A 24,736-nucleotide genomic window follows, 5' to 3' on the forward strand; every position below is an offset into this window, starting at 1 on the left:
CTTTTCCGATACAAAAAGTGCTGGAGAGCAGTCATGAGTTTCTCGAACAAGGAACAGGGTGAGGTCAAACAGGCAATGCCCGCCGCGCGGGATATCGAGGCACTGGTGCGTGCCGAGCACCAGGACCCCTTTGCCGTGCTCGGCCCCCATGGCGACGGCGCCGGCGGCCAATTCATCCGTGCCTTCCTGCCGGGCGCCCTGAGTGTGCAGGTGCTGGCTCGCGATGGCGGGACAGTGCTGGGCAGCCTGGAGGGCACCGAGGTGCCGGGGTTGTTCGTCGGGCACTTTGCCCAGGCCCAGCCCTATCTGCTGCGCACGCAATGGGCCGGTGGCGAGCATATTGGCGAAGACCCTTACAGCTTCGGCCCGTTGCTGGGGGAGATGGACCTGTACCTGTTCGCCGAGGGCAACCACCGCGACCTCAGCGCCTGCCTCGGCGCGCAGCTGAAAACCGTGGAGGGCGTCGACGGCGTGCGTTTCGCGGTCTGGGCGCCGAATGCCCGGCGGGTCTCGGTGGTCGGCGACTTCAACGTCTGGGACGGACGGCGGCACCCGATGCGCCTGCGTCATCCGTCCGGGGTCTGGGAGCTGTTCGTGCCGCGCCTGGGCCCGGGCGAAGCCTACAAATATGAAATCCTCGGCGCCCACGGCATCCTGCCGCTGAAGTCCGACCCGGTGGCGCTGGCCACCCAGCTGCCGCCGGATACCGCCTCGAAAGTCGCCAGCCCGCTGAGCATCGACTGGCAGGACCTCGACTGGATGCAGGCCCGCGGCGAACGCCAGCGCACCGACGCGCCCTTGTCGATCTACGAACTGCATGCCGGCTCCTGGCAATGCGAGGTGGACGATCTGGGCGAGGTGGCGCGCCAGTACGACTGGCACGAACTGGCCGAACGCCTGATCCCCTATGTGCAGAACCTGGGGTTCACCCATATCGAGCTGATGCCGATCATGGAACATCCCTTCGGCGGTTCCTGGGGCTATCAGCCGCTGTCGCAGTTCGCCCCCAGCGCCCGCTACGGCAGCGCCGACGACTTCGCGGCATTCGTCAACGCCTGCCACCTGGCGGGCATCGGGGTGATTCTCGACTGGGTGCCGGCGCACTTTCCCACCGATGCCCACGGCCTGGCGCAATTCGACGGCACCGCGCTGTACGAGTACGGCAACCCGCTGGAAGGTTTCCACCAGGACTGGGACACCCTGATCTACAACCTGGGGCGCACCGAGGTCCACGGTTTCATGCTGGCGTCGGCGCTGCACTGGCTCAAGCATTTCCATGTCGACGGCCTGCGGGTGGATGCCGTGGCCTCGATGCTCTACCGCGACTATTCGCGCAACGCCGGGGAGTGGGTGCCCAACCGCCATGGCGGGCGCGAGAACCTCGAAGCCATCGACTTTTTGCGTCACCTGAATGACGTGGTGTCCCTCGAGGCGCCGGGCGCCCTGGTGATCGCCGAGGAGTCCACGGCCTGGCCGGGCGTCAGCCAGGGCACACAGCAAGGCGGCCTGGGCTTCGCCTATAAATGGAACATGGGCTGGATGCACGACTCGCTGCATTACATCCAGCAGGACCCGGTGTACCGCGCCCATCACCACAACGAACTGAGCTTCGGCCTGGTGTATGCCTGGTCCGAGCGCTTCATCCTGCCGATCTCCCACGACGAAGTGGTGCACGGCAAACGCTCGCTGATCGACAAGATGCCCGGCGATCGCTGGCAGAAGTTCGCCAACCTGCGGGCCTACCTGAGCTTCATGTGGACCCACCCGGGCAAGAAGCTGCTGTTCATGGGCTGCGAGTTCGGCCAGTGGCGCGAATGGAATCACGATCAGCAACTGGACTGGTACCTGCTGCAATACCCCGAGCACCGCGGCGTGCAGAAGCTGGTGGGCGATCTCAACCGGCTGTACCGCGAGCAGCCGGCGCTGCACGACCAGGACGACGCGCCCCAGGGCTTCCAGTGGCTGATCGGCGACGACGCGATCAACAGCGTCTACGCCTGGCTGCGCTGGAGCAAGGACGGCAAGCCGCTGCTGGTGGTGGCCAACTTCACCCCGGTGCCGCGCCAGGCCTACCGGATCGGCGTGCCCTTCGCCGGGCGCTGGGGCGAGTTGTTCAACAGCGACTCCGATACCTACGCCGGGTCCAACTATGGCAATGGCGGCGGGGTGTTCACCGAGGACGTGGCGAGCCACGGCCAGGCGTTGTCGCTGGCGTTGAACCTGCCGCCGCTGGCGGTGCTGATCCTGCAACCCGAAGCGTGATATCGACTGCCCGCTGCGCGCAGCGGATCGCGAGCAAGCTCGCTCCTACAGAGGTTGCGCGTTCCCTGTAGGAGCGAGCTTGCTCGCGATGACATCCGCCCAGACACCCTCAAGTTGTCCCTGAAAACCCAATCTCCTGTAGCCGCTGCCGCAGGCTGCGATCGGGCTCGCAGAGCCCGCAACCCGGACGACGCATATGGCCGATGCTCCCTTTGCGTCGGCTGCGCCGCCAATCGCAGCCTGCGGCGGCTACAGGTTTTTACCAGCGCATCCGCACACCCAGGCTACCGATCAGCCCGTTGAGGTCGTTGTCGTCCACGTCGCTGCTGTAGTCGGCGCTCACATACAGGCTGACGACAGGGGTAAGCCTGGCCACCAGGCCCAGGCCGACTTCGACCGTGGAGGACTTGCGGCTGCTGCTGATCTTGTCGACCTTGTCCAGGGTCAGGGTGTCGCCGCTGTACACCGTGTGCCACAAGCTGGTGCGCACATAGGGTTCCACCGAGTGCCCGGCGACGTCGTAACGGCCTTGCAAGTGGGCCCCGACGCGGCCGCTCCAGGCGTTCAGGTTGCCGGCGGAGTGGGTGCTGCTGTCGGCATTCGGGTTGTCCAGGCTGACGCGCTGGTTGATCAATTGCGCCTGGGGTTCGACCACCCAGTTGTCGCTGATGCCGATGGGAATCCCGCCTTGCACCGACAGGGTCACCGCGCTGCCTTCGGCGGCTTGCCGCTGGCCTTGCTCGGTGCGGCTGAAGCCGCTGACCCGGGCGCCGCTGGCCGACAGATCGACGTGCCAGCCCTGCGGACCGGTCAGGCTCCAGAACGCGCCAAGACTTTGACCCTGGACACTGAAGCGGTCGTTACGCGGGTCGCTGAAGCCGCCGGGCACGCCCTGGCCGTTGGCCTGGAACTGGCTCTGGCCGCCCAGCAGGCCGATGCGCTGGGTATGCCCGCTGCTGCTTTCCAGGGTGTAGAGCACCGGGCCGCCGGGCGTGTCGTTGATGCTGCTGGCAAAACGCGAACCGAGGTAGCCGACTTCGGTCTGCCGCGCCGCGGGCCCGTACAGCGGATCCCAGACCTGCGGGCTGCCTTGCACGATACCCAGGCTGTTGCCTCGGGGCTGGCTGGCCGGCATGGGCGTCGCGGAGGGCGCGGGTGTCAACAGGCGGTTCAGGAGCAGGTCCTGGCGATACCAGAGCTGCGCCTCGTCCTCGGCAGGGGACGCTTGTACCTCCATGGAAGAACACAGCAATACCGAAGCGGAAACTGTGCACAGAATGATCTTGATCTCTTGTGGGGTGAGTGAAGTTTTCATGGAGGGCTACCTTGCAATCGCATGCCGTGTCTCGCCGTGGCGTCTCTCCTACCCCGAATGAGGGGCGACCGAGTTCGTTGAGGCAAGGCTCGGCGACCCGCTCTAGAGCAGGTATCCGAGGCTTGCCCCTGGTTGTATTTCCGGGGGTAGTAAGCTGTAGCTAAGGAGACGACTCCGCGATCGTCAAGAAAATGACCGACCAATGGCGTAGGTAATTCAGGCGCTGTAACCGACTGAAAAAAAGCGATTCTCTAAGTTCTTGTTTGTGCGAAAAAACGTCGGAAGAGATGGGGGAAAGCGATTTTCGGTAGCCCACTACCGACTCGTCCTTTGCGGGCGAGTCGGTGATTTTCCTGGGCCAAGGGCAGCGTCAGGCCTTGGCCAGCGCGCTGGCCGTTTCGTCGATCAGGCCGGCGACCGCGGTTGCCGGAGAAGCGAGAATGGCCTGGTGGGCCGCCAGACCGATGATCCTCGAGGCCTGGGCGAAGGCATCAGAGGTGCACTTCCACCGCCAGCGGCAGGTGATCCGACAGGTGAGTCCAGGGCTTGTGCCCGAGGATCTTCGGTGCGTGGCTGCTGGCGTTGCGCAGGTAGATGCGGTCCAGGCGCAGCAGTGGCCAGCGCGCCGGGTAGGTCTTGGCCGGCCTGCCAAGGTGGCGTTCGAAGGCTTCGTGCAGGTCGTCGCGGCGGGCGAGGGTGGCATTGCCATGCAACTGCCAGTCGTTGAAGTCGCCGGCGATGATCACCGGTGCATCGTCCGGCAGCGACTCGAGCAACTGGCACAACAGCGCCAGTTGCAGCTGGCGATGGCTTTCCAGCAGGCTCAGGTGCACGCAGATCGCGTGCACTTCGGTATGCCCCGGTACATCCAGCACGCAATGCAACAGCCCGCGGCGCTCCGGGCCGGTGATCGAGACATCGAGGTTGCGGTACTGGCGGATCGGGTATTTCGACAGCAGGGCGTTGCCGTGATGGCCATCGGGATAGACCGCGTTACGCCCGTAGGCGAAGTCGCTCCACATGCTGTCGGCGAGAAACTCATATTGCGACTGCTGGGGCCAGTTGCCGTAGCGGCTGGCGTGGCGGTCGTGCTCGCCCAGCACTTCCTGGAGAAACACCAGGTCGGCCTGGGTGCTGCGGACCGCGTCACGCAGCTCCGGGAGAATGAAACGGCGGTTCAGGGCGGTGAAGCCCTTGTGGGTGTTGACGGTCAGGATGCGCAGGCGATGGACCGCCGGGGTTTCGTCTGGCGCTGCCGACGTGACCGGACGCCTGGTTGAATCGGTGCTCACGCTCACTCCTCGTAATCAGGGCGGTTACTCATGCGACTGACACTTTGCCGGTCAGTTCAGGTTTTCCCCCGGTCTGCCCGCATCGGGGCAGCCCTACATGAAAAAGATTTCGTAGGACTGGCGCAGCCGCTCCAGCACCACCGGCGTCAGGGTCGGGGCCAGGCCGATGCCCGGATCGCCCTGCAACTGGCTGGCATAGGCATGCGCCGCATGGCGCTTGCGGGCCACGGTCCAGGTGTCGAGGCGCAACTTGCGGGCGCGGTGCCAGGGCAGCAGCTGTTCATCGCGCGCCGGCCAGTGCCAGGCCCACACCGGCACTTCGTGGAACGCCACGCCAGCCTGGGCCGCGGCCTTGGCGCTGGCCCGGCCGACGGCGTCGTGATCGTCGTTGCCGTCTTCGCGCCAGGTGCTGAACACCACGTCATCGGGGCGCAGGTAACGGCCAATGAACTGGCTCAACTGATGCTCGCGTTCCTGCAGTCCACTGTCGGCAAAGCCGCCGCGAATCCACTGCAGGCTGTGCAGGGGCAAACCCAGGCGGCGCAGGGCCTCGACACTTTCCTGGGGGCGGAACACGCTCAGGCGCCGCTCCGACCACAGGTCGGAGCCGGGGTGGCTGGCGCTGCCGTCGGTGATGGAAATCAGTTGCAGCGGATGGCCATGGTGGGCCAGTACCTGCAGCAGGCCGCCGCAGGTCAGCACTTCGTCGCCGGGGTGCGGGGCAATGACCACCGCACGAAATCCGGGCGGCACCAGGCTGGCAAGGTTGATGGAGGGGACGTCGAGCAGTTGGCGGGCGCCGTTCCAGACCTGCTCCGGCCAGTTGTCGCTCAGGGGTATGGATCTCATGGGTGTCACATCCTTGTTCCGGGGCAGTCGGCGCGCGGTGACGGACCGGGCCGCTTGGGTTCGCACCCGGTATCGGTCCGGGTGCCGGCGCTCCATACCTTGGATTGCCGTCTTGCAAGAGCGTTCAATCATACACAGCCGTTGGCCACCGTCGCAGGGGGCAGCGATTTTTTCCGATGGCGACGCTCAGCTGTTCAAGATAGCGGGGAATGGATATCCGGCACCATCGTACATGTGTCTGATGGGCTGGCCACTGCCCGCCATTCAATCCGGCAAATGGCCAATAACCTGTTCAATCGTCATCCTCGTGCTGCAGTTCGAACAGCAGCAGCGAGCGCCCGGTCACCGAGTACCGGTGGCCGAACTCGAAGCGTTCCTGGCCTTTCACCGAGGGCTGGTTGGTGTCGATCATGCAGGTCCAGAAGCCGCCGTCGGGCACTTCCGGCAGGCTGAAGTTGACGATGTCGTGATGGGCGTTGACCACCAGCAGCAGGGTCGCGTCGGCGCCGGGGCGGCGTATCCCGGTTTCCTGGGCGCGGCCGTCGAGCAGCATGCCCAGGCAGCGGCCGTGGCTGTCCTGCCATTGTTCGATGGTCATCTCGCTGGCGTCCGGGGCGAGCCAGGTGACGTCCTTGACCCCGATATCCTCGTTGTAGTTGCCCACCAGGAAGCGTCCGCGGCGCAGGATCGGGTAGGTCATGCGCAGCTTGACCAGGCGCTTGACGAACTTGAGCAGCGACTTGCCGTCCTCGTCCAGGTCCCAGTTGACCCAGCCGATTTCGCTGTCCTGGCAATAAGCGTTGTTGTTGCCGTGCTGGGTGCGGGCGAACTCGTCGCCGGCGACCAGCATCGGCGTGCCCTGGGCCAGCAGCAGGGTGGCGAAGAAATTGCGCATCTGGCGCAGGCGCAGCGCATTGATCTGCGGGTCGTCGGTGGGGCCTTCGACGCCGTGGTTCCACGACAGGTTGTGGTTGCTGCCGTCCTGGTTGTCTTCGTCGTTGGCTTCGTTGTGCTTGTCGTTGTACGACACCAGGTCATGCAGGGTGAAGCCGTCGTGGGCGGTCACGAAATTGACAGAGGTATAAGGCCGCCGGCCGCGCTGGTTGAACATCTCGCCGGAGGCGGTCATGCGCGCGGCGAAGTCGGCGAGCTGGCCGTCGTCGCCTTTCCAGAAGGCGCGCACGGTGTCGCGGAACTTGTCGTTCCACTCCACCCAGCCCGGCGGGAAGCCGCCCACCTGATAACCGCCGGGGCCGATGTCCCACGGCTCGGCGATCAGCTTCACCTGGCGCAGCACCGGGTCCTGGCGGCAGGCCACGAGGAAACTGTGGCGCTCGTCGAAGCCATCGTGGTAACGCCCGAGAATGGTCGCCAGGTCGAAGCGAAAACCGTCCACGTGCATTTCCGTGGCCCAGTAGCGCAGCGAGTCGGTGACCATCTGCAGCACGCAGGGATGGCTCAGGTCGAGGGTGTTGCCGGTCCCGGAGTCATTGATATAGAAGCGTTTTTCGTCGGGCATCAGGCGGTAGTAGGAGGCGTTGTCGATGCCGCGCATGGACAGGGTCGGGCCTTGCTCGTTGCCCTCGGCGGTGTGGTTGTAGACCACGTCGAGTATCACTTCGAGCCCGGCTTCGTGCAGGTGCGCGACCATTTCCTTGAATTCGGCGATCTTGCCGCTGGCCAGGTAGCGCGGGTCTGGGGCGAAGAAGGCGATACTGTTGTAGCCCCAGTAATTGGTCATGCCCTTGTGCAGCAGGTGCTGGTCGTTGACGAAGGCATGGATCGGCAACAGCTCCACCGACGACACCCCGAGCTTGCGGATGTGCTCCAGCACGTCGTCGACCATCAGCCCGGCGAAGGTGCCGCGCACCGCCTCCGGCACCGAGGGGTGACGCATGGTGAAGCCACGCACGTGAGTCTCATAAATGATCGTTTTGTCCCAGGGCACGCTGACCCGATGATCGTGGCCCCAGGTGTGGGCCGGGTCGATCACTTTGCATTTGGGCACGAAGGGCGCGCTGTCGCGCTCGTCGAAACTGAGGTCGGCATCGGGGTGCCCGATGGTGTAGCCGAACAGCGCCTCGGACCATTTCAGCTGGCCCACCAGCTGCTTGGCATACGGGTCGATCAACAGCTTGTTGGGGTTGAAGCGATGACCGTTGGCCGGGTCGTAGGGGCCATGCACCCGATAGCCGTAGATCAGCCCAGGGTGGGCGTCGGGCAGGTAGCCGTGGAAGATCTCGTCGGTGTATTCCGGCAGTTCGATGCGTTCCAGCTCGACTTCGCCCGTGGCATCGAACAGGCATAACTCGACCTGGGTGGCATTGGCCGAGAACAGGGCGAAGTTGACCCCCAGGCCGTCCCAGGTCGCGCCGAGCGGGAAGGGCAGGCCTTCGCGGATGCGCGAGGGCTCGGTGGCTTGCGGGGTTTTCGGCGTGGCGGCTGCTTTGGCGGTGGTCATGGGTGCTCCTGCGGATCAGATGGGCGAATGGGCTCCCTGTGGCGCTCGGGCGCGCCACGCACATGGGCAAGGTCGGCAGTGGAGGGTGGCGCGAGCGCCTCGCGGCAGAGGCGTCAGCTGGCCGCTGGCTTGCGCGGTGCCCGCGGCTTTTTCGCCGCGCTGCTTTTGCTCCCGGGTGGCAATCCTTTTTCTGCGGGAGGCCGCTTTTCTCCAGGAGGCACCCTTTCTCCAGGAGGTACCAGGGGTGCTGCCGCCGCGGGTTTGGCGACGGCCTTGGGCTTTGCCGCGGGCTTGCCAGGCTTGGCGCTGGCGGCGCGGGTCGCCCTGTGCGGCTTGCTCGGGGCCAGGGCCTCGGCTTCGGCCAGCTTGCGGGCCATTTCCCAGTGCCGGTGTTCCTGGCCGTCGGGCCGGCCTTCCGATTCCCATATTTGATAGGCGAACTCACGAATGCGTTTGTCGTCGGTACTCATCGCAATGCTCCTGAACTGAACTCAAGTTTGGATGAAGAGGTTGACCGGGAAATCCCGCAATGCGCTGCTGATCATCAGATCCTTGTGGGGTGTGACTGCCCCCGTGGAAAAAAGTCCCTTCAGGTTTTGTCCTGGCGCGGCGAATGGCAGATGCACACGCGTATCGCCCCAATCCGGCGCGTCGACCCGCGGTTGCGCGCCGCTTTCCAGCAGTCCGGCGACCAGCCTGGGCACAATCACCACGGCGCGCAGGCCCTGGTGTTCGCGCATAAAGGCCAGCACCTTGCCGGCGTGTCGGCCCTGTACCGGCAGCGGCTGGTAAGTGCCCCGGCGAAACAGCTGCGGGTACTCGCCCCGGCGCGCCAGCGTAGCGGCGATCAGGGCCTGCTTGATGCGCCCGTCGCGCCAGTGGGCCAACAGTTCCATGGTTTCGCCGCAAGGGTCCAGAGCCTGCTGTCGGGCGGCGAAATCCACCGGGCGACGGTTGTCCGGGTCCACCAGGCTGAAGTCCCAGAACTCGTTGCCCTGATACAGGTCCGGCACGCCGGGCACGGTCATGCGCAGCAAGGATTGAGCCAGGCCGTTGAGGGCGCCAGCGGGCGCGATGACCTGGACGGCTGTGCCGATGGCGCTGCGCAACGGCAGGCCCTCGGGGCTGAGCAACAGGCGCTCGATGAAGTGGTGCACGGCACTTTCATAGGCCTCGTTGGCCGCCGCCCAGCTGCTGTGCAGCTTGGCTTCGCGCAGGGCTTTTTCCTGCCATTGCCAGAGGCGCTGGGCATAGCCGCGCAGGCCCTGGCGGTCGTCGCTGTGCAGTTCCAGCGGCCAGCTGCCGAGCAGGGCCTGATAGAGGATCAGCTCGTCGCCGGCACCGGGCGCCTGGGGATCGCTGCGCAGGGCCTGGGCCAGGCTGCGCCAGTGTTCCACCTGTTCGACGTACCAGGGGCCGAGTTCGCTGAGTACCGCCAGGCGCGCGCGGGTATCTTCGCCGCGCTTGTGGTCGTGGGTGGCGCTGGCCAGCAGGTTGTCGGGGAAAGCCTCCAGGCGCTCGCGGCAGGCGGCGTGGAAATCTTCCACCGGGGCGCAGAACTGCTCGGTGGAGAAACCCACATCGTTGCGTGACAGCAGCACCGCCGAGCGATAGAGCGCGGTGTCTTCCACCGCCTTGGCCGCCGCCGGCGAGGTCAGTTGCTGGAAGCGCACGCAGGCATGCTTGAGCACCTTGCGCGGGCGCCCCGGCGGCAGCTGGCGCCAGCCGCGGCCGCCGAGCCACTGTTGCAGGTAGGCCAGCACCGGCCAGTCGGCTTCGCCCAGGGTGTCGCGGGCGCCTTGCAGGGCCTGCTGGAAAAACACCTCATCTGTCGCCGAGCGCCCGCAGGCACCGATGTAGGTGCGGTACACCGGGAAGTGCACGATCAGTTCCTGCAAGGCACGGCGAATGGCGCCGAGGGTCAAGTCGCGGCTCATCACATCGTTGCGCGCCACTTGCAGCAGGGCCTGGGCCACGCTTTCGAAATCGCTGGCCAGCGAGCCGTTGAGCAATTGCTGGCGCGCCAGCCGGGCCTCTTCGAGAAAGGCCGCCGGCCGTTCGCTGTGCCGGCTCCAGAGTTCGGCCAGGGGGGCGGCGCCTTGCGGGTCGTGTTGCAGCAGCGACAGCTGGTTCATGAACTCATAGCCGGTGCTGCCGTCCACGCCCCAGTCGCGGCGCAGGGTTTCGCCAGCGCCGAGGATCTTCTCGACATAGATCGGCAAGTGCTGGCCGGGACGCAGGGCGTCGACCCGGCGCCGCAGTTTGCGGCAGTAGCCGCGGGGATCGGCCAGGCCGTCGATATGGTCGATGCGCAACCCGTCCACCAGGCCGGCGGCGATCAACTGGAAGATTTTGCCGTGGGTGGCCTCGAACACCGCCGGGCGCTCGACCCGCAGCCCACCCAGCTCGTTGACGTCGAAGAAACGCCGCCAGTTGATGTCGTCCGCCGCGGTGCGCCAGCTGGCCAGGCGGTAGCTCTGCTGCTCCAGCAGGGCGTGCAGGCGGGCGAAGCCCTGCGGCTGGCGCGAATCGTAGCGCGCCAGGTGCTGCTCGATGGCTGCGCGGACCTGCGGTTCACGGGCGGCTTCCTGCAGTTGCTGTTGCAATGGCTCGGCCTGGGTGTGGGCGTCGGACTGGTAGCGCAGGGTGCTGAAGGCATCGGCCAATGGCTTGAGACGCTCGGCCGGTTCGGCGTCGGTCTCGTCCTGGAGCCGCAGCAGTTCGCCATAGTCGCTGGGGCAGATCGGGAAATGATGTTGGTAATGCTCGACATGAAACTCGCCCCGTTCGGCATCGAAGCACAGCCTCAGCGCGCCTTCCTGCAGGGTCACGCCGTAGTCGCTGCCGAGGAACGGCAGCAGCAACTGGCCTTCCAGCAAGGGGTCGGGGGAGTGCCACTGGATATCGAAGAATTCGCCGTAGGGGCTCAGGCGGCCCCAGCGCAGCAGGTCCTGCCACCAGGGATTGTCCGCGCCGCCGACCGCCATGTGGTTGGAGACGATATCCAGCAGCAGGCCCATGTCGTGCTGGCGCAGGCTGCGGACCAGGCGCTCCAGGGCGGCCTCGCCACCCAGCTCGGGATTGACCCGGGTCGGGTCGACCACGTCGTAGCCATGCATTGAGCCGGCGCGGGCGCACAGCAGCGGCGACGCGTACAGGTGGCTGATGCCCAGGCGGGCGAAGTAGGGCACCAGCGGCACCGCGTCGTCGAGAGTGAAGCCGCGATGAAACTGCAGGCGCAGGGTGGCCCGCATGGGCGGGCTGTGGTGCGTGGAATCCTTCATCGGTCGCGCTCGTGGGCCTGTTGCCGGGCGCAGGCCAGCAGCTCCAGGCGGCGCGCGGCGTCCGGGTCGTCGAGCAAGGCCGCGCTGCTGCCGGCCAGGCGCCGACGCCAGTTGGGATGGCTGTCGAGGGTGCCGGGCAGGTTGGCCTGTTCGTCGATGCCCAGGGCGTCCTCCAGGGGCAGCAGCACCAGCGGTGCGCGGGTATGGCCGAGGAAGCGCACGCTGGCGTCCACCACCTGGTCGGCTTCGTGAGTGTCTTCACGAAAATTCTGCGGGTCGCGACTCAGGGCGTGGCGCAGGCCCTCGCGTTCGCGCTGGCGATGTTCGCGCCAATGGGTTTCGCCGCTTGCGTCCACCAGGCCCAGGCGCGCGCTCCAGTCGATGTCGCGACCCTGCCACCAGCCGTTGAGGGTCGGCAGGTCGTGGGTGCTGGTGGTGGCCAGGGAATTGTCCGGCCAGTCGAGGATCGGCCGGAAGTGCGTGCCGTGCTCCTGCTCGAACAGCAGCACGCGCATGCCGAGCATGGCCCGCGCGCTGAGTTTTTCCCGCAGGCCGTCGGGCACCGTGCCGAGGTCCTCGCCGAGGACGATCGCCTGGTGCCGGTGCGATTCCAGGGTCAGCAGGCGCAGCAGGTCGTCCACCGGGTAATACAGGTAGGCGCCGTCGCAGGGCGGGGCGCCGAGGGGGATCACCCACAGCCGCTGCAACCCCATCACATGGTCGATGCGCAGGCCGCCGGCATGGGCGAAGTTGGCCCGGAGCATTTCGATGAAAGCGTGGAAGCCGTTGCGCACCAGGCCCTCCGGGGAAAAGGCGGAAATGCCCCAGCCCTGGCCCTGGCGATTGAGAATGTCCGGCGGCGCGCCGACGGTCAGCGCCGCCAGCAGTTCGTCCTGGCGGCTCCAGGCCTGGCTGCCGCCGCCGTCGGCGCCCACCGCCAGGTCGGCGATCAGGCCGATGCCCATGCCGCTGCTGCGGGCGGTGGCCTGCACCCGCTCCAGGCAACGGGCGATCAGCCATTGGCAGAAGGCATAAAAGCCGATATCGGCGGCGTGCTCCTCGGCGAACTGCGCCAGCGCCGGACTGCGTGGGGTGCGCCAGGCGTCGGGCCATTCGCGCCAGTCGAGGCTTTCGCCGCAGGCCGCGCGCTGGGCCTGGATGGCTTCGAAGCGGCAGTGGTTTTCCAGGGCCTCGCCACTGGCGTGGCGGAAGCTGGCGAAGTCCTGGTGCAGCGGATGCTCGCCCTGGCAGAAGCCGTCATAAAGCGCGCGCAGGACTTTCTGCCGGGCGTGGGCCGCCACCGGCCAGTCGACCATCGGCTGTTGTTCCAGCTGTTGCAGTTGCGGCCCGAGGCCGCTGGCATCGATCGCGCTGCGCCAGGCCCGCTCGCCGAGAATGGTCCCGGGCGCGGCGTACAGGTTGTTGAGAAACAACCGGCTGGACGGCGAATAGGGGCTGTAGCGGCCGGTGTCGCTGCTGAACATGGCATGCAGCGGGCTGATGGCCACGGCCTCGGCGCCCCGTTCGCCGGCGACCCGGACCAGGTCTTCGAGCGCTTGGGTATCACCATAACCACCGTCGCCTGCGCGGCGCAGCGAATACAGCTGCACGCTCAGGCCCCAGGCGCGGGGCGTGGCCTGGTCCACGGCGTCGGCGACGCTGTAGCAGCGCTCGGGCGCCACGGCCAGGGTGAAGTGCTGGCCGGCGATGCTCACCTCCTGATAACCCACCGGCACCAGGCCCGGCAGCATGGAGTTGGCGTCCAGCCTGAGGTTGAGCACACCGCCGTCTTCCAGGTGGATTTCGCAGGGCGTATCCGGGGCGAAGTAATGCCCCAGGTCCAGGCCCTGGCCGGCGTCGGCGGTCAGCAGCGGCGGCAGTTGCCGGCTCTGCTGCACCTGTAGCAGCTGGCGCAGGCTGGCTTCGATCTGCCGGTCGTTGTCGGCCGGATGGCCGAGGCTGGCCAGCACGGCGCGCAGCACCCGTGGCTCGACCCGTTGCGGGCGGCCGTTGGCGTCGATCCAGTCGACGGCCAGGCCGGCCCGGCTGGCGAGGATTTCCAGTTGCGCGTCGCTCATGGGTGTTCTCCGTCAAGGTCTGGCGTGGGGGCGACTGCGCCGAGGCTGACCAGCGCGCTATAGGGGGCGAGAGTGCCTTGGTGCAACCGCTCGAACGCCTGGGCCGGGTATTCGAACAGGCGCCGCGCCGCGCTTGGCGGCTGTTGCTCGACGTTGTGCGGGCTCAGGTTGAGGTCGATGCGCAGTTCCTGGCCATTGCCCAGGCGCCAGCGGGCACAGAGCGCGCCTTCGGCCAGCACCTCGGCGCCCAGGGCTTCGGCGCCGGGCAGGTAGGGCACGATGTGCTCGCGGCGCAGTTGCAACAGCTGGCGATACAGCGCCAGGGTCTGCTCGCCCTGGACCGGGTCCGCCTGCGGCCTCGACGCGAGGAAGGTGTCCGGTGCGTTCGGGTCGGGAATCTGCTCGCGTTTATGCGGATCGGCGAAGGCGCTGAAGGCAGCGAATTCGCCGCGCCGGCCCTCGCGCACCGCGTCCGCCAGTTCGCCGTGGTGGCTGGTGAAAAACAGGAAGGGCTGCGGCGCCGCCAGTTCGTCGCCCATGAACAGCAGCGGGATCATCGGCGACAGCAGCAACAGCACCGTGGCCGCCTGCAATGCCTGTGGCTCGGCCAGGCGCACCAGGCGCTCGCCGAAGGCGCGGTTGCCGATCTGGTCGTGGTTCTGCAAAAACAGCACGAAGGCGCTGGGCGGCAAATGGCTGCTGGGTTCGCCGCGAGGGGTGCCGTGGCGGGTGATGTGGCCCTGATAGGCAAAGCCCTGGCTCAGGCAGCGCGCCAGTTTCTCGGTGGGGCGTTCGGCGAAGTCGGCGTAGTAGGCGTCGGTCTCCCCGGTGAGCAGCACATGCAGGGCGTTGTGGCCGTCGTCGTTCCACTGCGCGTCGAAGTGCTGTTCCAGCAGGCTGGCCTGGTTGTACTCGTTTTCCACGGTCAGCCAGACCTGCCGCGCCGGGTCGATCCGGCGGCGTACCCGCTGCGCCAGTTCATGCAGGAAGTCCGGGTCGTCGATCGCATGCACGGCATCCAGGCGCAGGCCGTCGAAGCGGTACTCCAACAGCCACATCAGGGCATTGTCGATAAAGAAGTCGCGCACGGGCTGGCGGCGAAAGTCGATGGCCGCTCCCCAGGGCGTGTGCCGGTCTTCCCTGAAGAAGGCCTTGGCGTAGTGGTGCAGGTAATTGCCGTCGGGGCCGAAGTGGTTGTAGACCACGTCGAGTATCACCGCGAGATCCAGGCCGTGGGCGCTGTCGATGAGGTGCCTGAGGTCGTCGGGCGAACCGTAGGAGGCTTCCGGCGCATAAGGCAGGACGCCGTCGTAGCCCCAGTTGCGATCGCCGGGAAACTCCGCCAGGGGCATCAGCTCGATGGCGGTGATGCCCAGCTCGGCCAGGCGTGGCAAGTGTTTTTCCACTGCGCGGTAACCGCCGAGCACGCCCACATGCAGCTCGTAGATCACCGCTTCGTGCCACGGCCGGCCTTGCCAGTGCGGGTGCCGCCAGCGATAGGCCCGGGGATCGACCACCAGGCTGGGGCCGTCGATGTCGCCGTCCTGGGCCCGGGACGCCGGGTCGGGCACGCGGATCTGGTCATCGATATCGAAGCGGTAGCGGGTGCCGGGCGGGCACTGGCCGATGACCATGAACCAACCGTTGGCCTGGGGCAGCATGGGCAGCGACACGCCGTCTTCGAGTTCGACGCTGACGTGCTGTGCGTCCGGCGCCCAGAGGGCAAAGCGGGTGCGCTCGGCATCGAGCGCAGTAGCACCGTGGGGCCAGGTTTCCAGAGTCCTTGACGGCATCCAGGGGCCCTCTCAGGGTTTGGCCGATTTTCCCAAGGCCTTGGCCACCAGCTGTTCATAGAGTTCGGCGTAGGGTTCCACCGCCTTGCACCAGTTGAAGGGCGCGGCCATGGCCCGGCAGCGCATGGCGTTGAGCAACTGCGGATAGGCGAACACCTTGAAGGCGCGGCCCAGGGCCTCTTCGTAGCTGGCCACGGTGGATTCGTCGAACAGAAAACCGGTGACGCCGTTCTCGATGGTGTCGGCCAGGCCGCCGGTATTGCGCGCCACCGGCAGCGAACCGAAGCGCTGGGCGTACATCTGGCTCAGGCCGCAGGGCTCGTAGCGCGAAGGCATCAGCAGGAAGTCGCTGCCGGCGAACATGCGGCGGGCGTCGGTTTCGTTGAAACCGATGTTCACCCCGATGCGCCCGGGGAAACGCGCGGCCAGGGCGCGCATGGCCTGTTCTTCCTCCGGCTCGCCGCGACCGATAATCGCGATCTGGCCGCCGGACTTGACGATGTACTCGGCCACGCCTTCGGTAAGGTCCAGGCCTTTCTGGTAGACCAGCCGCGAGACCACCGCGAACAGCGGGCCGCTGCTGGGGTCGAGGCCGAACATCCGCCGCACATGGGCGGCATTGGCGGCCTTGCCTTGCCAGTCGCCAATGGCGAAGGGGGTGGACAGGTGCGGGTCGGTGGCGGCGTCCCAGCTTTCGTCGATGCCGTTGGGGATGCCGCTGAGCAGGCCTTGCTGGGTCTTGCTGGCGAGGAAACCGTCAAGCCCGCAGCCGAAGGCCGGGGTGGTGATTTCCTGGGCATAGGTGGCGCTGACGGTGGTGATGTGGCTGGCGTAGGCCATGCCCGCCTTGAGGAACGACAGCTTGCCGTAGAACTCCATGCCTTCCTGTTGCAGGGCATGTTCGGGGATGCCCAGCTCCGGGCAGGAAGCCAGGCTGACCACGCCCTGGTACGCCAGGTTATGGATGGTGAACAGGGTCGGCGTGCGTTGCCCGCGCCAGTGCATATAGGCCGGCGCCAGCCCGGCGGGCCAGTCGTGGGCGTGCACCAGGTCCGGGCACCAGTGGATCTGTGCCAGGTTGGCGGCGATGTCGGCGGCGGCCAGGCCCAGGCGGGCGAAGCGGATATGGTTGTCCGGCCAGTCGCGGCCGTTGTTGGCGCCGTAGGGCGAGCCTTCGCGCTCATAGAGTTCGGGGCAGATCAGCACATAGATCACCAGGCCGTCGGGCATGTCCATGCGCCCGATCTTGCAGGCCGGCAGGGCCGCGTGGCCGCCCAGCTCGCCAATGATATGAATCGGGTTTTCGCTGTGCATCACCTGCCGGTAGCCAGGGATCAGCAGGCGTACATCGTGCAGATGCGCCATGGCGCGGGGCAGGGCGGCCGACACGTCGCCCAGGCCACCGGTCTTGACCAGGTCGGCGATTTCCGAAGTGACGAACAGGACCTTCTTGCGATTGGGGTTGTGGCGGATCAAGGGTAGTGACGTCTTGCCACCTGGGGCGAGAATCGATGTGGAGACCGTTTCACCGGCCAGCGGCAGAGGATGCTTTCCCTGGGTTTGCAATACGGCACTGGTCATCTGTTTCTCCCGTTTTATTGATCTGTTCCTGGCATCTGCCGGCGGTGTCAAAAGGCCAATCCGCTGGCCGGGCACAAAAAACGTTGCGCATGCGAAAGCCGAACGCAGCCTCATGCGTCGACGCAAAGAGGGTGAAGGGGCCATTGCAAGGATTGCACCAGTCGCGAAGGCCCTACCTTTAACCTGACCCAAGGCGTGAGCCAAAAGTTTCGACTTTATTTCCCCGGGAGTGACTGTCCGGTCACTTTTCGAATTCCAGTCTAGGACAGAAGTTAGAGCGCGGGCGTGACGATTAGGTTTTCTCGGGGCGAAGGTTGCGCTGCCCCGGAATAAAGCCGACGAAAGGCAGTCTCGCGCACCGGCCGGGGGCGAGGTTTTTTCGTCTTGGCGCGAAAACGGTGAGGGGCTGCAAGGGTGCGGTGCGGGGCGAAGGTGCCGACGCTCGATGATGGTGCAGGGCAGTGCTGGCGCAATGCCCTGGCGTGGTTCAGCGCAACTGACGGATCGGCTGGCCGGCGGCCCAGGCCTGGATGTCTTCGATCATCTGGGCGAAGAACTGCCGGTAGTTCTGTTGGCTGACATAACCGACATGGGGCGTGGCCAGCACGTTGGGCAGGCGGCGCAATGGATGATCGAGGGGCAGCGGTTCCTGCTCGAACACATCCAGCGCCGCGCCGGCCAGGCGCCCGCGTTCGAGGGCGCTGATCAGCGCCGCTTCATCGACGATCGGCCCGCGGGCGGTGTTGACCAGCAGCGCCGAGGGTTTCATCCAGGCCAGCGCCTGGGCGTCCACCAGGCCGCGGCTGCGTTCGCTGAGCACCAGATGCACCGAGAGCACGTCGGCCTGTTCGAACAGCTGTTGCTTGTTCACGTAGGTCACGCCGGCCGCCGCGGCCCGTTCGGCGGTGAGGTTCTCGCTCCAGGCAATCACCCGCATGCCGAACACCTGGCCGAACTGCGCCACCCGCTGGCCGATGCTGCCCAGGCCGAGAATGCCCAGGGTCTTGCCGTGCAGGTCGCCGCCCAGCCCCTGTTGCCAGAGGCCGGCGCGCAGCGCGCTGGCTTCGCTGAGCAGGTTGCGGGTCTGGGCCATGATCAGCGCCCAGGTCAGCTCCGGCGCCGCGTGCTTGTAACTGTCGGTGCCGCACACCTGGATGCCCAGGCTGGCCGCGGCGGCCAGGTCGATGGCGGCGTTGCGCATGCCACCGGTGAGCAGCAGCTTGAGCCGCGGCAGGCTGCGCAGCAGGGCCGCGTCGAAACGGCTGCGCTCGCGCATCACGCAGATCACCTCGAACGGCGCCAGGCGCTCGCTCATGGCGGCGGTGTCGCTGGGGTAGTCATGGATAAAACTGACCTGGCCGATGCCCGCCAGCACCGACCAGTCGACGACGTCACGGGCAACGTCCTGCCAATCATCGATTACCGCGATCTGCACACTCATGAAGGCTCCGGGGAAAACGCATCAATGTGACGCCAGCCAGCCCAGCAGGGCCTGGTGGAATTGCGCCGGTTGTTCCATCTGCGGGGCGTGGCCCAGGCCCGGGAACTCGATCAGGGTCGAGCGCGGGATAAGCCCGGCCACCTGCTTGCCCAGCACCTGGTAGTTGCCGATCCGCGCCTTGACCGCCGGCGGCGCGATATCGCTGCCGATCGCCGTGGTGTCGGAGGTGCCGATCAACAGCAGGGTCGGCATCTTCAGGTCCTTGAACTCGTAGTACACCGGCTGGGTGAAGATCATGTCGTAAATCAGCGCCGAGTTCCACGCCACCCGCGTGTGCCCCGGGCCCTTGTTGAGGCCGGCGAGCATGTCCACCCAGCGCTCGAATTCCGGCTGCCAGCGGCCGCCGTAATAAGTGCTGCGTTCATAGTTGCGGATGCCTTCGGCCGACAGCTTGAGCTCGCGGACGTACCACTGGTCGACGCTGCGGTAGGGCACGCCGAGGGCCTTCCAGTCTTCCAGGCCGATCGGATTGACCAGCGCCAGTTGCTGCACCTGCTCGGGGTATTGCAGGGCATAACGGGTGGCCAGCATGCCGCCGGTGGAATGGCCCAGCAGGCTGACCTGCCGGACGCCCAGCCGGTCCAGCAGTTGCCGGGTGTTCTGCGCCAGCTGCTGGAAGCTGTATTGATAGTGCTCGGGCTTGCTGGAGGTGCAGAAGCCGATCTGGTCTGGGGCTATGACCCGGTAACCGGCGTCGCTCAAGGCCTTGATCGAGGTGTCCCAGGTCGCGCCGCAGAAATTCTTGCCGTGCATCAGCAGCACACTGCGACCGTTGGGCGTGCCCTTGGCCGGCACATCCATATACCCCATCTGCAAGGCCTGGCCCTGGGACTCGAAGGCAAAGTGCTGCAGCGGGTAGGGATAGTCGAAGCCCTGCAGCTCGGGACCGTAGGCCGGGCCTTCGGCGGCAAGGGCGGGCAGGGTGGCGGTCAGCAACAGGCTGGGTAACCAGCAGGCGAACCTACGAGACATACATGACCTCCGAGGGAAATGAGCCGATCCTGGCGCGGCGTGATTAGCGCGACATTAATAAGCAGAGGCCATCGCCAGGGCGAAACGTTCCCTTCGTGGTCATGCTTATGAGCCTGGAGGCGTGCCCCGTCAGCTCAACCGACCCAGCCGAGGGTCATCCAGGCCAGCACGCCATACCGCGCGCCCTTGGCCAGGGTGACGACCAGCAGGAAGCGCTTTAGCGGTTCGCCCATGATTCCGGCCACCAGGGTCAGCGGGTCGCCGATGATCGGCAGCCAGCTCAGCAGCAGGGACCAGTGGCCGTAGCGCTGGTAATGGCTGCGGGCCCGTTGCAGATGGCGTGGGCCGACGGGGAACCAGCGGCGGTCCTTGTAGTGTTCCAGGCGCTGGCCCAGCCACCAGTTCACCAGGGAGCCCAGGACATTGCCGAGGGTGGCGACGGCCAGCAGCAGCCAGACCGGGTGCTGGCCGTTGAGCAGCAGCCCCACCAGCACGGCCTCGGATTGCAGCGGCAGCAGGGTGGCGGCGCCGAAGGCCGCCAGGAACAGGCCGAGGCAGGCGGTGAGGATCAATGGGCCGGGTAGTCCGCGACCACTACGTCCTTGCCGTCCTTGGTCAAGCCGATGACCTGGTAGGCGTCGGCGGGCATGCCGTCCATTTCCATACCGGGCGAGCCCATGGGCATGCCGGGAGCGGCGACGCCGAGCAGGTCATCGCGCTTGCTCAGGGCCAGCACCTGGTCCGCCGGCACATGGCCTTCGACGAATTTGCCGTTGATCACCGCGGTGTGGCACGACGCCAGGCGCGGGGCCACGCCCAGGCGCTGCTTGACTTCGCTCATGTTGCTTTCGACGTGGTCGTTGACCTTGAAGCCGTTGGCTTGCAGGTGCTCGATCCATTTCTTGCAGCAGCCGCAATTGGCGTCGCGGTGCACATCGATCGGGATCAGGTCGGCGGCCTGGGCCAGGGAGCCGACGAGCAGGGCAGACAGGGCTGCCAGGCGCAGAGTGTTGTGCATAGGAAGTCTCTTGATCATCAGGGCGCCTTGGGGCGCGGTGTTGGGCCGACAGGGTGGCGTATTTTGCTACTTTTCTCGAGCGCGGCGCGGCGCTTGTGTTTCAACGTTATACCGAGCGCTGGCCATTCAGGTTGTCTGGTACTGCGCGTTGTCGTTCATCGCGGGCAAGCCTCGCTCCTACAGAAGCGCGCCCGTGATAGGTGTTCATTCGGGAACCGGGCTCAGGATGCCGAGCATGGCCACCAGGCCTAGGATCAACAGGGCTGCCGCCAGTTCCAGGACCATGCTGCGACGCAAGGCGGGCAGGGCTGCCTGGGGCGAGGCCTGGTGCAGCGCCTGTTCCAGCTGCGGAACCAGATGGAAGCGGTTCAATGCGGCGAACACCAGCATGCTGGCGAACACCGCCACCTTCAGGCTGAGGAGCAGGCCATAGGTGCTGGCGCTCAACGTTGCCAGGTCCGGGCCGACGATCAGCAGGTAGTTGAGCACGCCGCTGATGGTCAGGACGACCACGATCAGCATGCCCAGGCTGGCAAACCCCTTCAGGGCATCGAGCAGGTGGCCTGCCTGCGGTTCGTCTTCGCAGGCGCCACGGCGCAGCAGCAGGGCGAAAGCCGCCAATGCCCCCAACCAGGCGCCGGCGCCCAGTAAATGCAGGATGTCGCTGCCCAGGTGCAGGTAATGCCGGCCACCTTCGCTCATCGCCCCGTGGCCGCCCCAGGCCAGGGTGGCCAGGGCTGCCGCCGTGCACAGAATCAGGCCGTAGAGGGTGAACCTCGGCCAGCCACTGCTGAACAGAAGCAGCCCCCCCGCCAGCAGCAACGCCGCCAGGCGCAGCAGCCAGCTTTGGCCGACAGCGGTTTCCAGCATGAGCGCAGACAGCAGCGCCGGGTCCAGTTCGGCCAGGCGGGTTGCGCCACTCATCGACAGCGCCAGCTGCAGCAGCGCGGCGCCCGACAGCAGCGCGCCCAGCACCAGGGCGGTCGCCAGAGGCCGGCGAAAACGCCATTGGCTCTGCGCGCCACGCAGCCCGTAAAGGCTGAACAGCGCCAGGCCAAACAGCAGCGTCAGATCGAGGTACAGGGCAAAACGCAGGGCGAGGTTGATGAGTTCGCCCATGGCTCAGTTGACTTCGAAGGTCAGGTTGCCGGTGATCGGATGGGTGTCGGCGGACACCGCCCGCCATTCGACTTTGTAGCTGCCCTTCGCGAGCGGGGCGGCGGGGCTGATGATCATGCTTTTCGGATCGCTGCCGCCGGCCACGCTGGCCTTGACCGGCATCGGCGCGTGGCTCATCCCGGGCATGCCGGTCATCAGCAGCCGAGCCCCGGAGAACTGGGTGGTGAGGGGTTCCGAGAATTGCAGTTCGATCTTCGCCGGTGCCGCGCCCTTGGCGCCTTGGGCCGGGGTCGAGGCCAGCAGCTTGGGGTGCGCCTGGGCGACGCCGGTGAGTAACAGGCCGGCACCGAAAGTGGCGGCGATGATGAGATGCTTGAGGTGGGACATGCAAGGCTCCAGGCGGCATTGGCCGCGTGATGTTTTTAGTTATCTATTGAAGGGAAGTCAGAACCACAGGCGCACACCGAGCACCAGACGGGCTTCGCTGTTGTCTTCGCCTTCTTCACGGGCGTAGTCCGCGGTCTTGCCGTAGCTGCGGCTCCAGGTCACGCCGACGTAGGGCGCGAACTGGCGGTGCAGCTCGTAGCGCAGGCGCAGGCCGGCCTCCAGCGAGGAGAGCCCCGAGCCGACGCCCCGTTGCGGGTCGTTCTTGCCGTACAGGCTGACCTCTGCGTTGGGTTGCAGGATCAGGCGGTTGGTCAGCAGGATGTCGTATTCGGCCTGGAGCCCCAGGGCACTCTGGCCGCCTTCGCCGAGGTAGGCGGTGGCCTGGCTTTCGAAGTTGTACAGGGCCATGCCTTGCAGCCCGAGGGCGGCCCAGGTCTGCGGCGCGCCGGGCTTGAAGTCCTGGCGCACGCCGCTGACCACATCCCACCAGGGGCCGATGGCATGGCCCCAGAGCGCCTCGACCTGGGCGTTTTCGGCCCGGCCGTTAGTGCGCTCGCCCTCGCTGCGCAGCCACAGCCGGTCGATGTCGCCGCCGATCCAGCCGTTCATTTCCCAGGCCAGGGCACTGCCGTCATCGGCGTCCTGGTACTCCAGGCGATCGACCAGCCACAGCGAGTTGATCGCCTTGTCGTGCACGCCGTGGCCGGACACCGGCGGGAAGGCGGCGCGGCGGTCGGCGTCGGTGAGTGCCGGGATTGGCGTGCGGCTGCGGGTGGGCGCCGCGGGTTCCATGGTCTGCAGCGGTTCGCCGTCCATGCCGGTCATCTGGCTGTGGTCCATGCCGGGCATCGGGTTGCCTTGCATCGCGGAAGCCGGCATGGACGAATGATCCATGCTGGAGTGATCCATGCTTTCGGCGGCCTGCAAGGTGGCGGCGCCGAGGCCGAGCAGGGTGGTGAACAGGGTCAAGACGTTTTTCGGCATCATGCGGCGCTCCCGGCTTCGTCCACTCGTACTTCGCGAAACATGCCCATCTCCATGTGGAACAGCAGGTGGCAGTGATAGGCCCAGCGCCCCAGGGCATCGGCGGTCACCCGGTAGCTGCGTTTGCTGCCCGGTGGCATGTCGATCGTGTGCTTGCGCACCAGGAAGCGCCCCTGTTCGTCTTCCAGGTCGCTCCACATGCCGTGCAGGTGGATGGGGTGGGTCATCATGGTGTCGTTGACCAGGGTGATGCGCACCCGCTCGCCATAGATCAGGCGCAGGGGCTCGGCGTCGCTGAACTTGATGCCGTCGAACGACCAGGCGAATTTTTCCATGTGCCCGGTTAGGTGCAGCTCAAGGGTGCGGCTCGGTTCGCGCCCGTCGGGGTCCTCGAAGGTGCTGCGCAGGTCGGCGTAGGTCAGTACCCGACGGCCGTTGTCGCGCAGGCCGATACCCGGGTCGGCGAGTTTCGGCGTCGGGCTCATGGTCTGCATGTCCACCAGCGGGTTGCCGTCTTCCGAGGCCGGGTGGCTTTGCATGGCGCCGCCCATGGTGCCGTGGTCCATGCCCGACATGCCGGCCATGTTGCTGGAATCCATCCCCTGCATCTGGCTGTGGTCCATGCCCTGCATCTGGCCATGATCCATGCCGGGCATGGCGCCCATGCCAGCCATGCTGCCGTGGTCCATGCCCATGTCGGCCATGCTGATCAGCGGCCGCGGGTCCAGGGGCGGCACGGGCGCGCTCAGCCCCGGACGCTGGCTCAGGGTGCCGCGGGCATAGCCGCTGCGGTCCATGGCCTGGGCGAACAGGGTGTAGGCCTCCTGCGAGCCGGGCTCGACCAGCACGTCGTAGGTTTCCGCCACGGCGATGCGCAGTTCATCGACGCTGACCGGCTGCACATACTGGCCGTCGGCAGCGACCACGGTCATCTTCAGGCCGGGAATGCGCAGGTCGAAGTAGCTCATGGCCGAGCCGTTGATCAGGCGCAGGCGCAGCTTCTCGCCGGGCTTGAACAGCCCGGTCCAGTTACCGCCCGGGCTCTGGCCGTTGATCAGGTAGGTGTAGGTATGGCCGCTGACGTCCGCCAGGTCGGTGGGGGTCATTTTCATCTGCGCCCACATCTTGCGATCGGCGAGGGTGGCCGCCCAGCCGTCGCGGCTGACGTCCTCGATAAAGTCGCCGACCGTGCGTTTGTGGAAGTTGTAGTAGCCGGGCTGCTTTTTCAGGATGTGCATCAGGCGCTCGGGCGCCTCGTCGCTCCAGTCGCTGAGCATCACCACGTAGTCGCGGTCGTACTGGAAGGGTTCCGGCTCGCGGGCCTCGATCACCAGTGGCCCGTAGACCCCGGCCTGCTCCTGCAACCCCGAGTGGCTGTGGTACCAGTAGGTGCCGTTCTGCCGGACCTTGAAGCGGTATTCGTAGAGGCCGCCGGGGGCTATGCCGTGGAAGCTCAGGCCCGGCACGCCGTCCATGTTGGCCGGCAGGATCAGGCCGTGCCAGTGGATCGAGGTGTCCTCCTGGAGGCGGTTGCGCACCCGGATGGTCACGGTGTCGCCCTCGCGCCAGCGCAGCAGCGGGCCGGGCAGGCCGCCGTTGATGGTCATCGCGGTGCGCGACGTGCCGCTGTAGTTGACCTGGGATTCACCGATGAACAGGTCGAACTGCTGGCCGCTGAGGGCGGGCAGCTGGCCGTCTTCGCTGCGTGCCCAGAGCGGCTGTTGCCACAGCCCGGTGCCGGCCAGTACGCCGCCGGCGGCCAGGCCCTTGATAAAACTGCGTCGTGTGGGTTTTACATGCATGCCCCAAGGCTCCCTCGATCCTGCTGGTCAGGTATGGG

General features: G+C 66.5%; 18 protein-coding genes. 1 reads left to right on the forward strand and 17 read right to left on the reverse strand.

From position 1 onward, the window contains the following. Positions 1-33: 33 nt before the first annotated feature. Positions 34-2,262, forward strand: coding sequence for a 1,4-alpha-glucan branching protein GlgB (gene glgB / locus J4E58_RS21575; RefSeq protein ID WP_087091101.1), 2,229 nt, complete (start codon positions 34-36; stop codon positions 2,260-2,262). Positions 2,263-2,521: 259 nt separating this feature from the next. Here glgB and J4E58_RS21580 read toward each other — a convergent pair whose 3' ends face one another. The 17 genes from J4E58_RS21580 to J4E58_RS21660 all read right to left on the reverse strand — a co-directional run bounded on the left by J4E58_RS21580 (position 2,522) and on the right by J4E58_RS21660 (position 24,698). Next, positions 2,522-3,577, reverse strand: coding sequence for an autotransporter outer membrane beta-barrel domain-containing protein (locus tag J4E58_RS21580; protein ID WP_087091100.1), 1,056 nt, complete (start codon positions 3,575-3,577; stop codon positions 2,522-2,524). A gap of 491 nt (positions 3,578-4,068) precedes the next feature. Further along, entirely contained in the window at positions 4,069-4,869 is an 801-nt protein-coding gene (locus tag J4E58_RS21585; RefSeq protein ID WP_087091179.1) for an endonuclease/exonuclease/phosphatase family protein, read from the reverse strand. A gap of 93 nt (positions 4,870-4,962) precedes the next feature. Next, the gene (locus J4E58_RS21590; RefSeq protein ID WP_007926788.1) at positions 4,963-5,718 is read right to left on the reverse strand and encodes a PIG-L deacetylase family protein; all 756 of its coding nucleotides are present in this window, start codon (positions 5,716-5,718) and stop codon (positions 4,963-4,965) included. A 292-nt stretch (positions 5,719-6,010) separates the two neighbouring features. Further along, on the reverse strand, positions 6,011-8,179 hold the full coding sequence (gene glgX, locus J4E58_RS21595; protein ID WP_087091099.1) for a glycogen debranching protein GlgX: 2,169 nt from the start codon (positions 8,177-8,179) through the stop codon (positions 6,011-6,013). Between the two features lie 113 nt (positions 8,180-8,292). Continuing rightward, positions 8,293-8,649 carry a DUF2934 domain-containing protein gene (locus tag J4E58_RS21600; RefSeq protein WP_087091098.1) on the reverse strand — a complete coding sequence of 119 codons (357 nt, stop codon included), beginning with the start codon at positions 8,647-8,649 and terminating at the stop codon, positions 8,293-8,295. 21 nt (positions 8,650-8,670) lie between these two features. Then, the gene (locus J4E58_RS21605) at positions 8,671-11,463 is read right to left on the reverse strand and encodes a malto-oligosyltrehalose synthase (RefSeq protein ID WP_087091097.1); all 2,793 of its coding nucleotides are present in this window, start codon (positions 11,461-11,463) and stop codon (positions 8,671-8,673) included. Continuing rightward, positions 11,460-13,541, reverse strand: a complete 2,082-nt coding sequence (malQ, locus tag J4E58_RS21610) for a 4-alpha-glucanotransferase (RefSeq protein WP_087091096.1) — start codon at positions 13,539-13,541, stop codon at positions 11,460-11,462. The genes J4E58_RS21605 and malQ overlap by 4 nt, the downstream gene beginning before the upstream one ends. Beyond that, positions 13,538-15,334 (reverse strand): malto-oligosyltrehalose trehalohydrolase, encoded by a 1,797-nt coding sequence (gene treZ / locus J4E58_RS21615; RefSeq protein ID WP_087091095.1) that lies wholly within the window; start codon positions 15,332-15,334, stop codon positions 13,538-13,540. The genes malQ and treZ overlap by 4 nt, the downstream gene beginning before the upstream one ends. 12 nt (positions 15,335-15,346) lie before the next feature. Further along, positions 15,347-16,915 (reverse strand): glycogen synthase GlgA, encoded by a 1,569-nt coding sequence (glgA, locus tag J4E58_RS21620; protein WP_053261026.1) that lies wholly within the window; start codon positions 16,913-16,915, stop codon positions 15,347-15,349. Positions 16,916-17,402: 487 nt separating this feature from the next. After that, positions 17,403-18,356 carry a D-2-hydroxyacid dehydrogenase family protein gene (locus J4E58_RS21625; RefSeq protein WP_087091094.1) on the reverse strand — a complete coding sequence of 318 codons (954 nt, stop codon included), beginning with the start codon at positions 18,354-18,356 and terminating at the stop codon, positions 17,403-17,405. Positions 18,357-18,377: 21 nt separating this feature from the next. Next, positions 18,378-19,388 (reverse strand): alpha/beta fold hydrolase, encoded by a 1,011-nt coding sequence (locus J4E58_RS21630; RefSeq protein ID WP_087091093.1) that lies wholly within the window; start codon positions 19,386-19,388, stop codon positions 18,378-18,380. Positions 19,389-19,522: 134 nt separating this feature from the next. After that, positions 19,523-19,960, reverse strand: a complete 438-nt coding sequence (locus J4E58_RS21635; protein ID WP_087091092.1) for a YqaA family protein — start codon at positions 19,958-19,960, stop codon at positions 19,523-19,525. Beyond that, positions 19,957-20,406 (reverse strand): DUF411 domain-containing protein, encoded by a 450-nt coding sequence (locus J4E58_RS21640; protein ID WP_016704754.1) that lies wholly within the window; start codon positions 20,404-20,406, stop codon positions 19,957-19,959. The genes J4E58_RS21635 and J4E58_RS21640 overlap by 4 nt, the downstream gene beginning before the upstream one ends. Before the next feature lie 204 nt (positions 20,407-20,610). Continuing rightward, positions 20,611-21,525: a copper homeostasis membrane protein CopD gene (copD, locus tag J4E58_RS21645; RefSeq protein WP_087091091.1), complete on the reverse strand. Its 915-nt coding sequence runs from the start codon at positions 21,523-21,525 to the stop codon at positions 20,611-20,613. Positions 21,526-21,528: 3 nt separating this feature from the next. Beyond that, complete coding sequence (gene copC / locus J4E58_RS21650; RefSeq protein WP_087091090.1) at positions 21,529-21,912, reverse strand: copper homeostasis periplasmic binding protein CopC; 384 nt, start codon at positions 21,910-21,912, stop codon at positions 21,529-21,531. 57 nt (positions 21,913-21,969) lie between these two features. Then, positions 21,970-22,899, reverse strand: coding sequence for a copper resistance protein B (locus J4E58_RS21655; RefSeq protein ID WP_087091089.1), 930 nt, complete (start codon positions 22,897-22,899; stop codon positions 21,970-21,972). Next, positions 22,896-24,698: a copper resistance system multicopper oxidase gene (locus J4E58_RS21660; protein WP_087091088.1), complete on the reverse strand. Its 1,803-nt coding sequence runs from the start codon at positions 24,696-24,698 to the stop codon at positions 22,896-22,898. Before J4E58_RS21660 ends, J4E58_RS21655 begins: the two co-directional genes overlap by 4 nt. Positions 24,699-24,736 lie beyond the last annotated feature (38 nt).

Source organism: Pseudomonas sp. FW305-25, from assembly GCF_017351415.1.
GTDB classification, from domain to species: domain Bacteria; phylum Pseudomonadota; class Gammaproteobacteria; order Pseudomonadales; family Pseudomonadaceae; genus Aquipseudomonas; species Aquipseudomonas chlororaphis.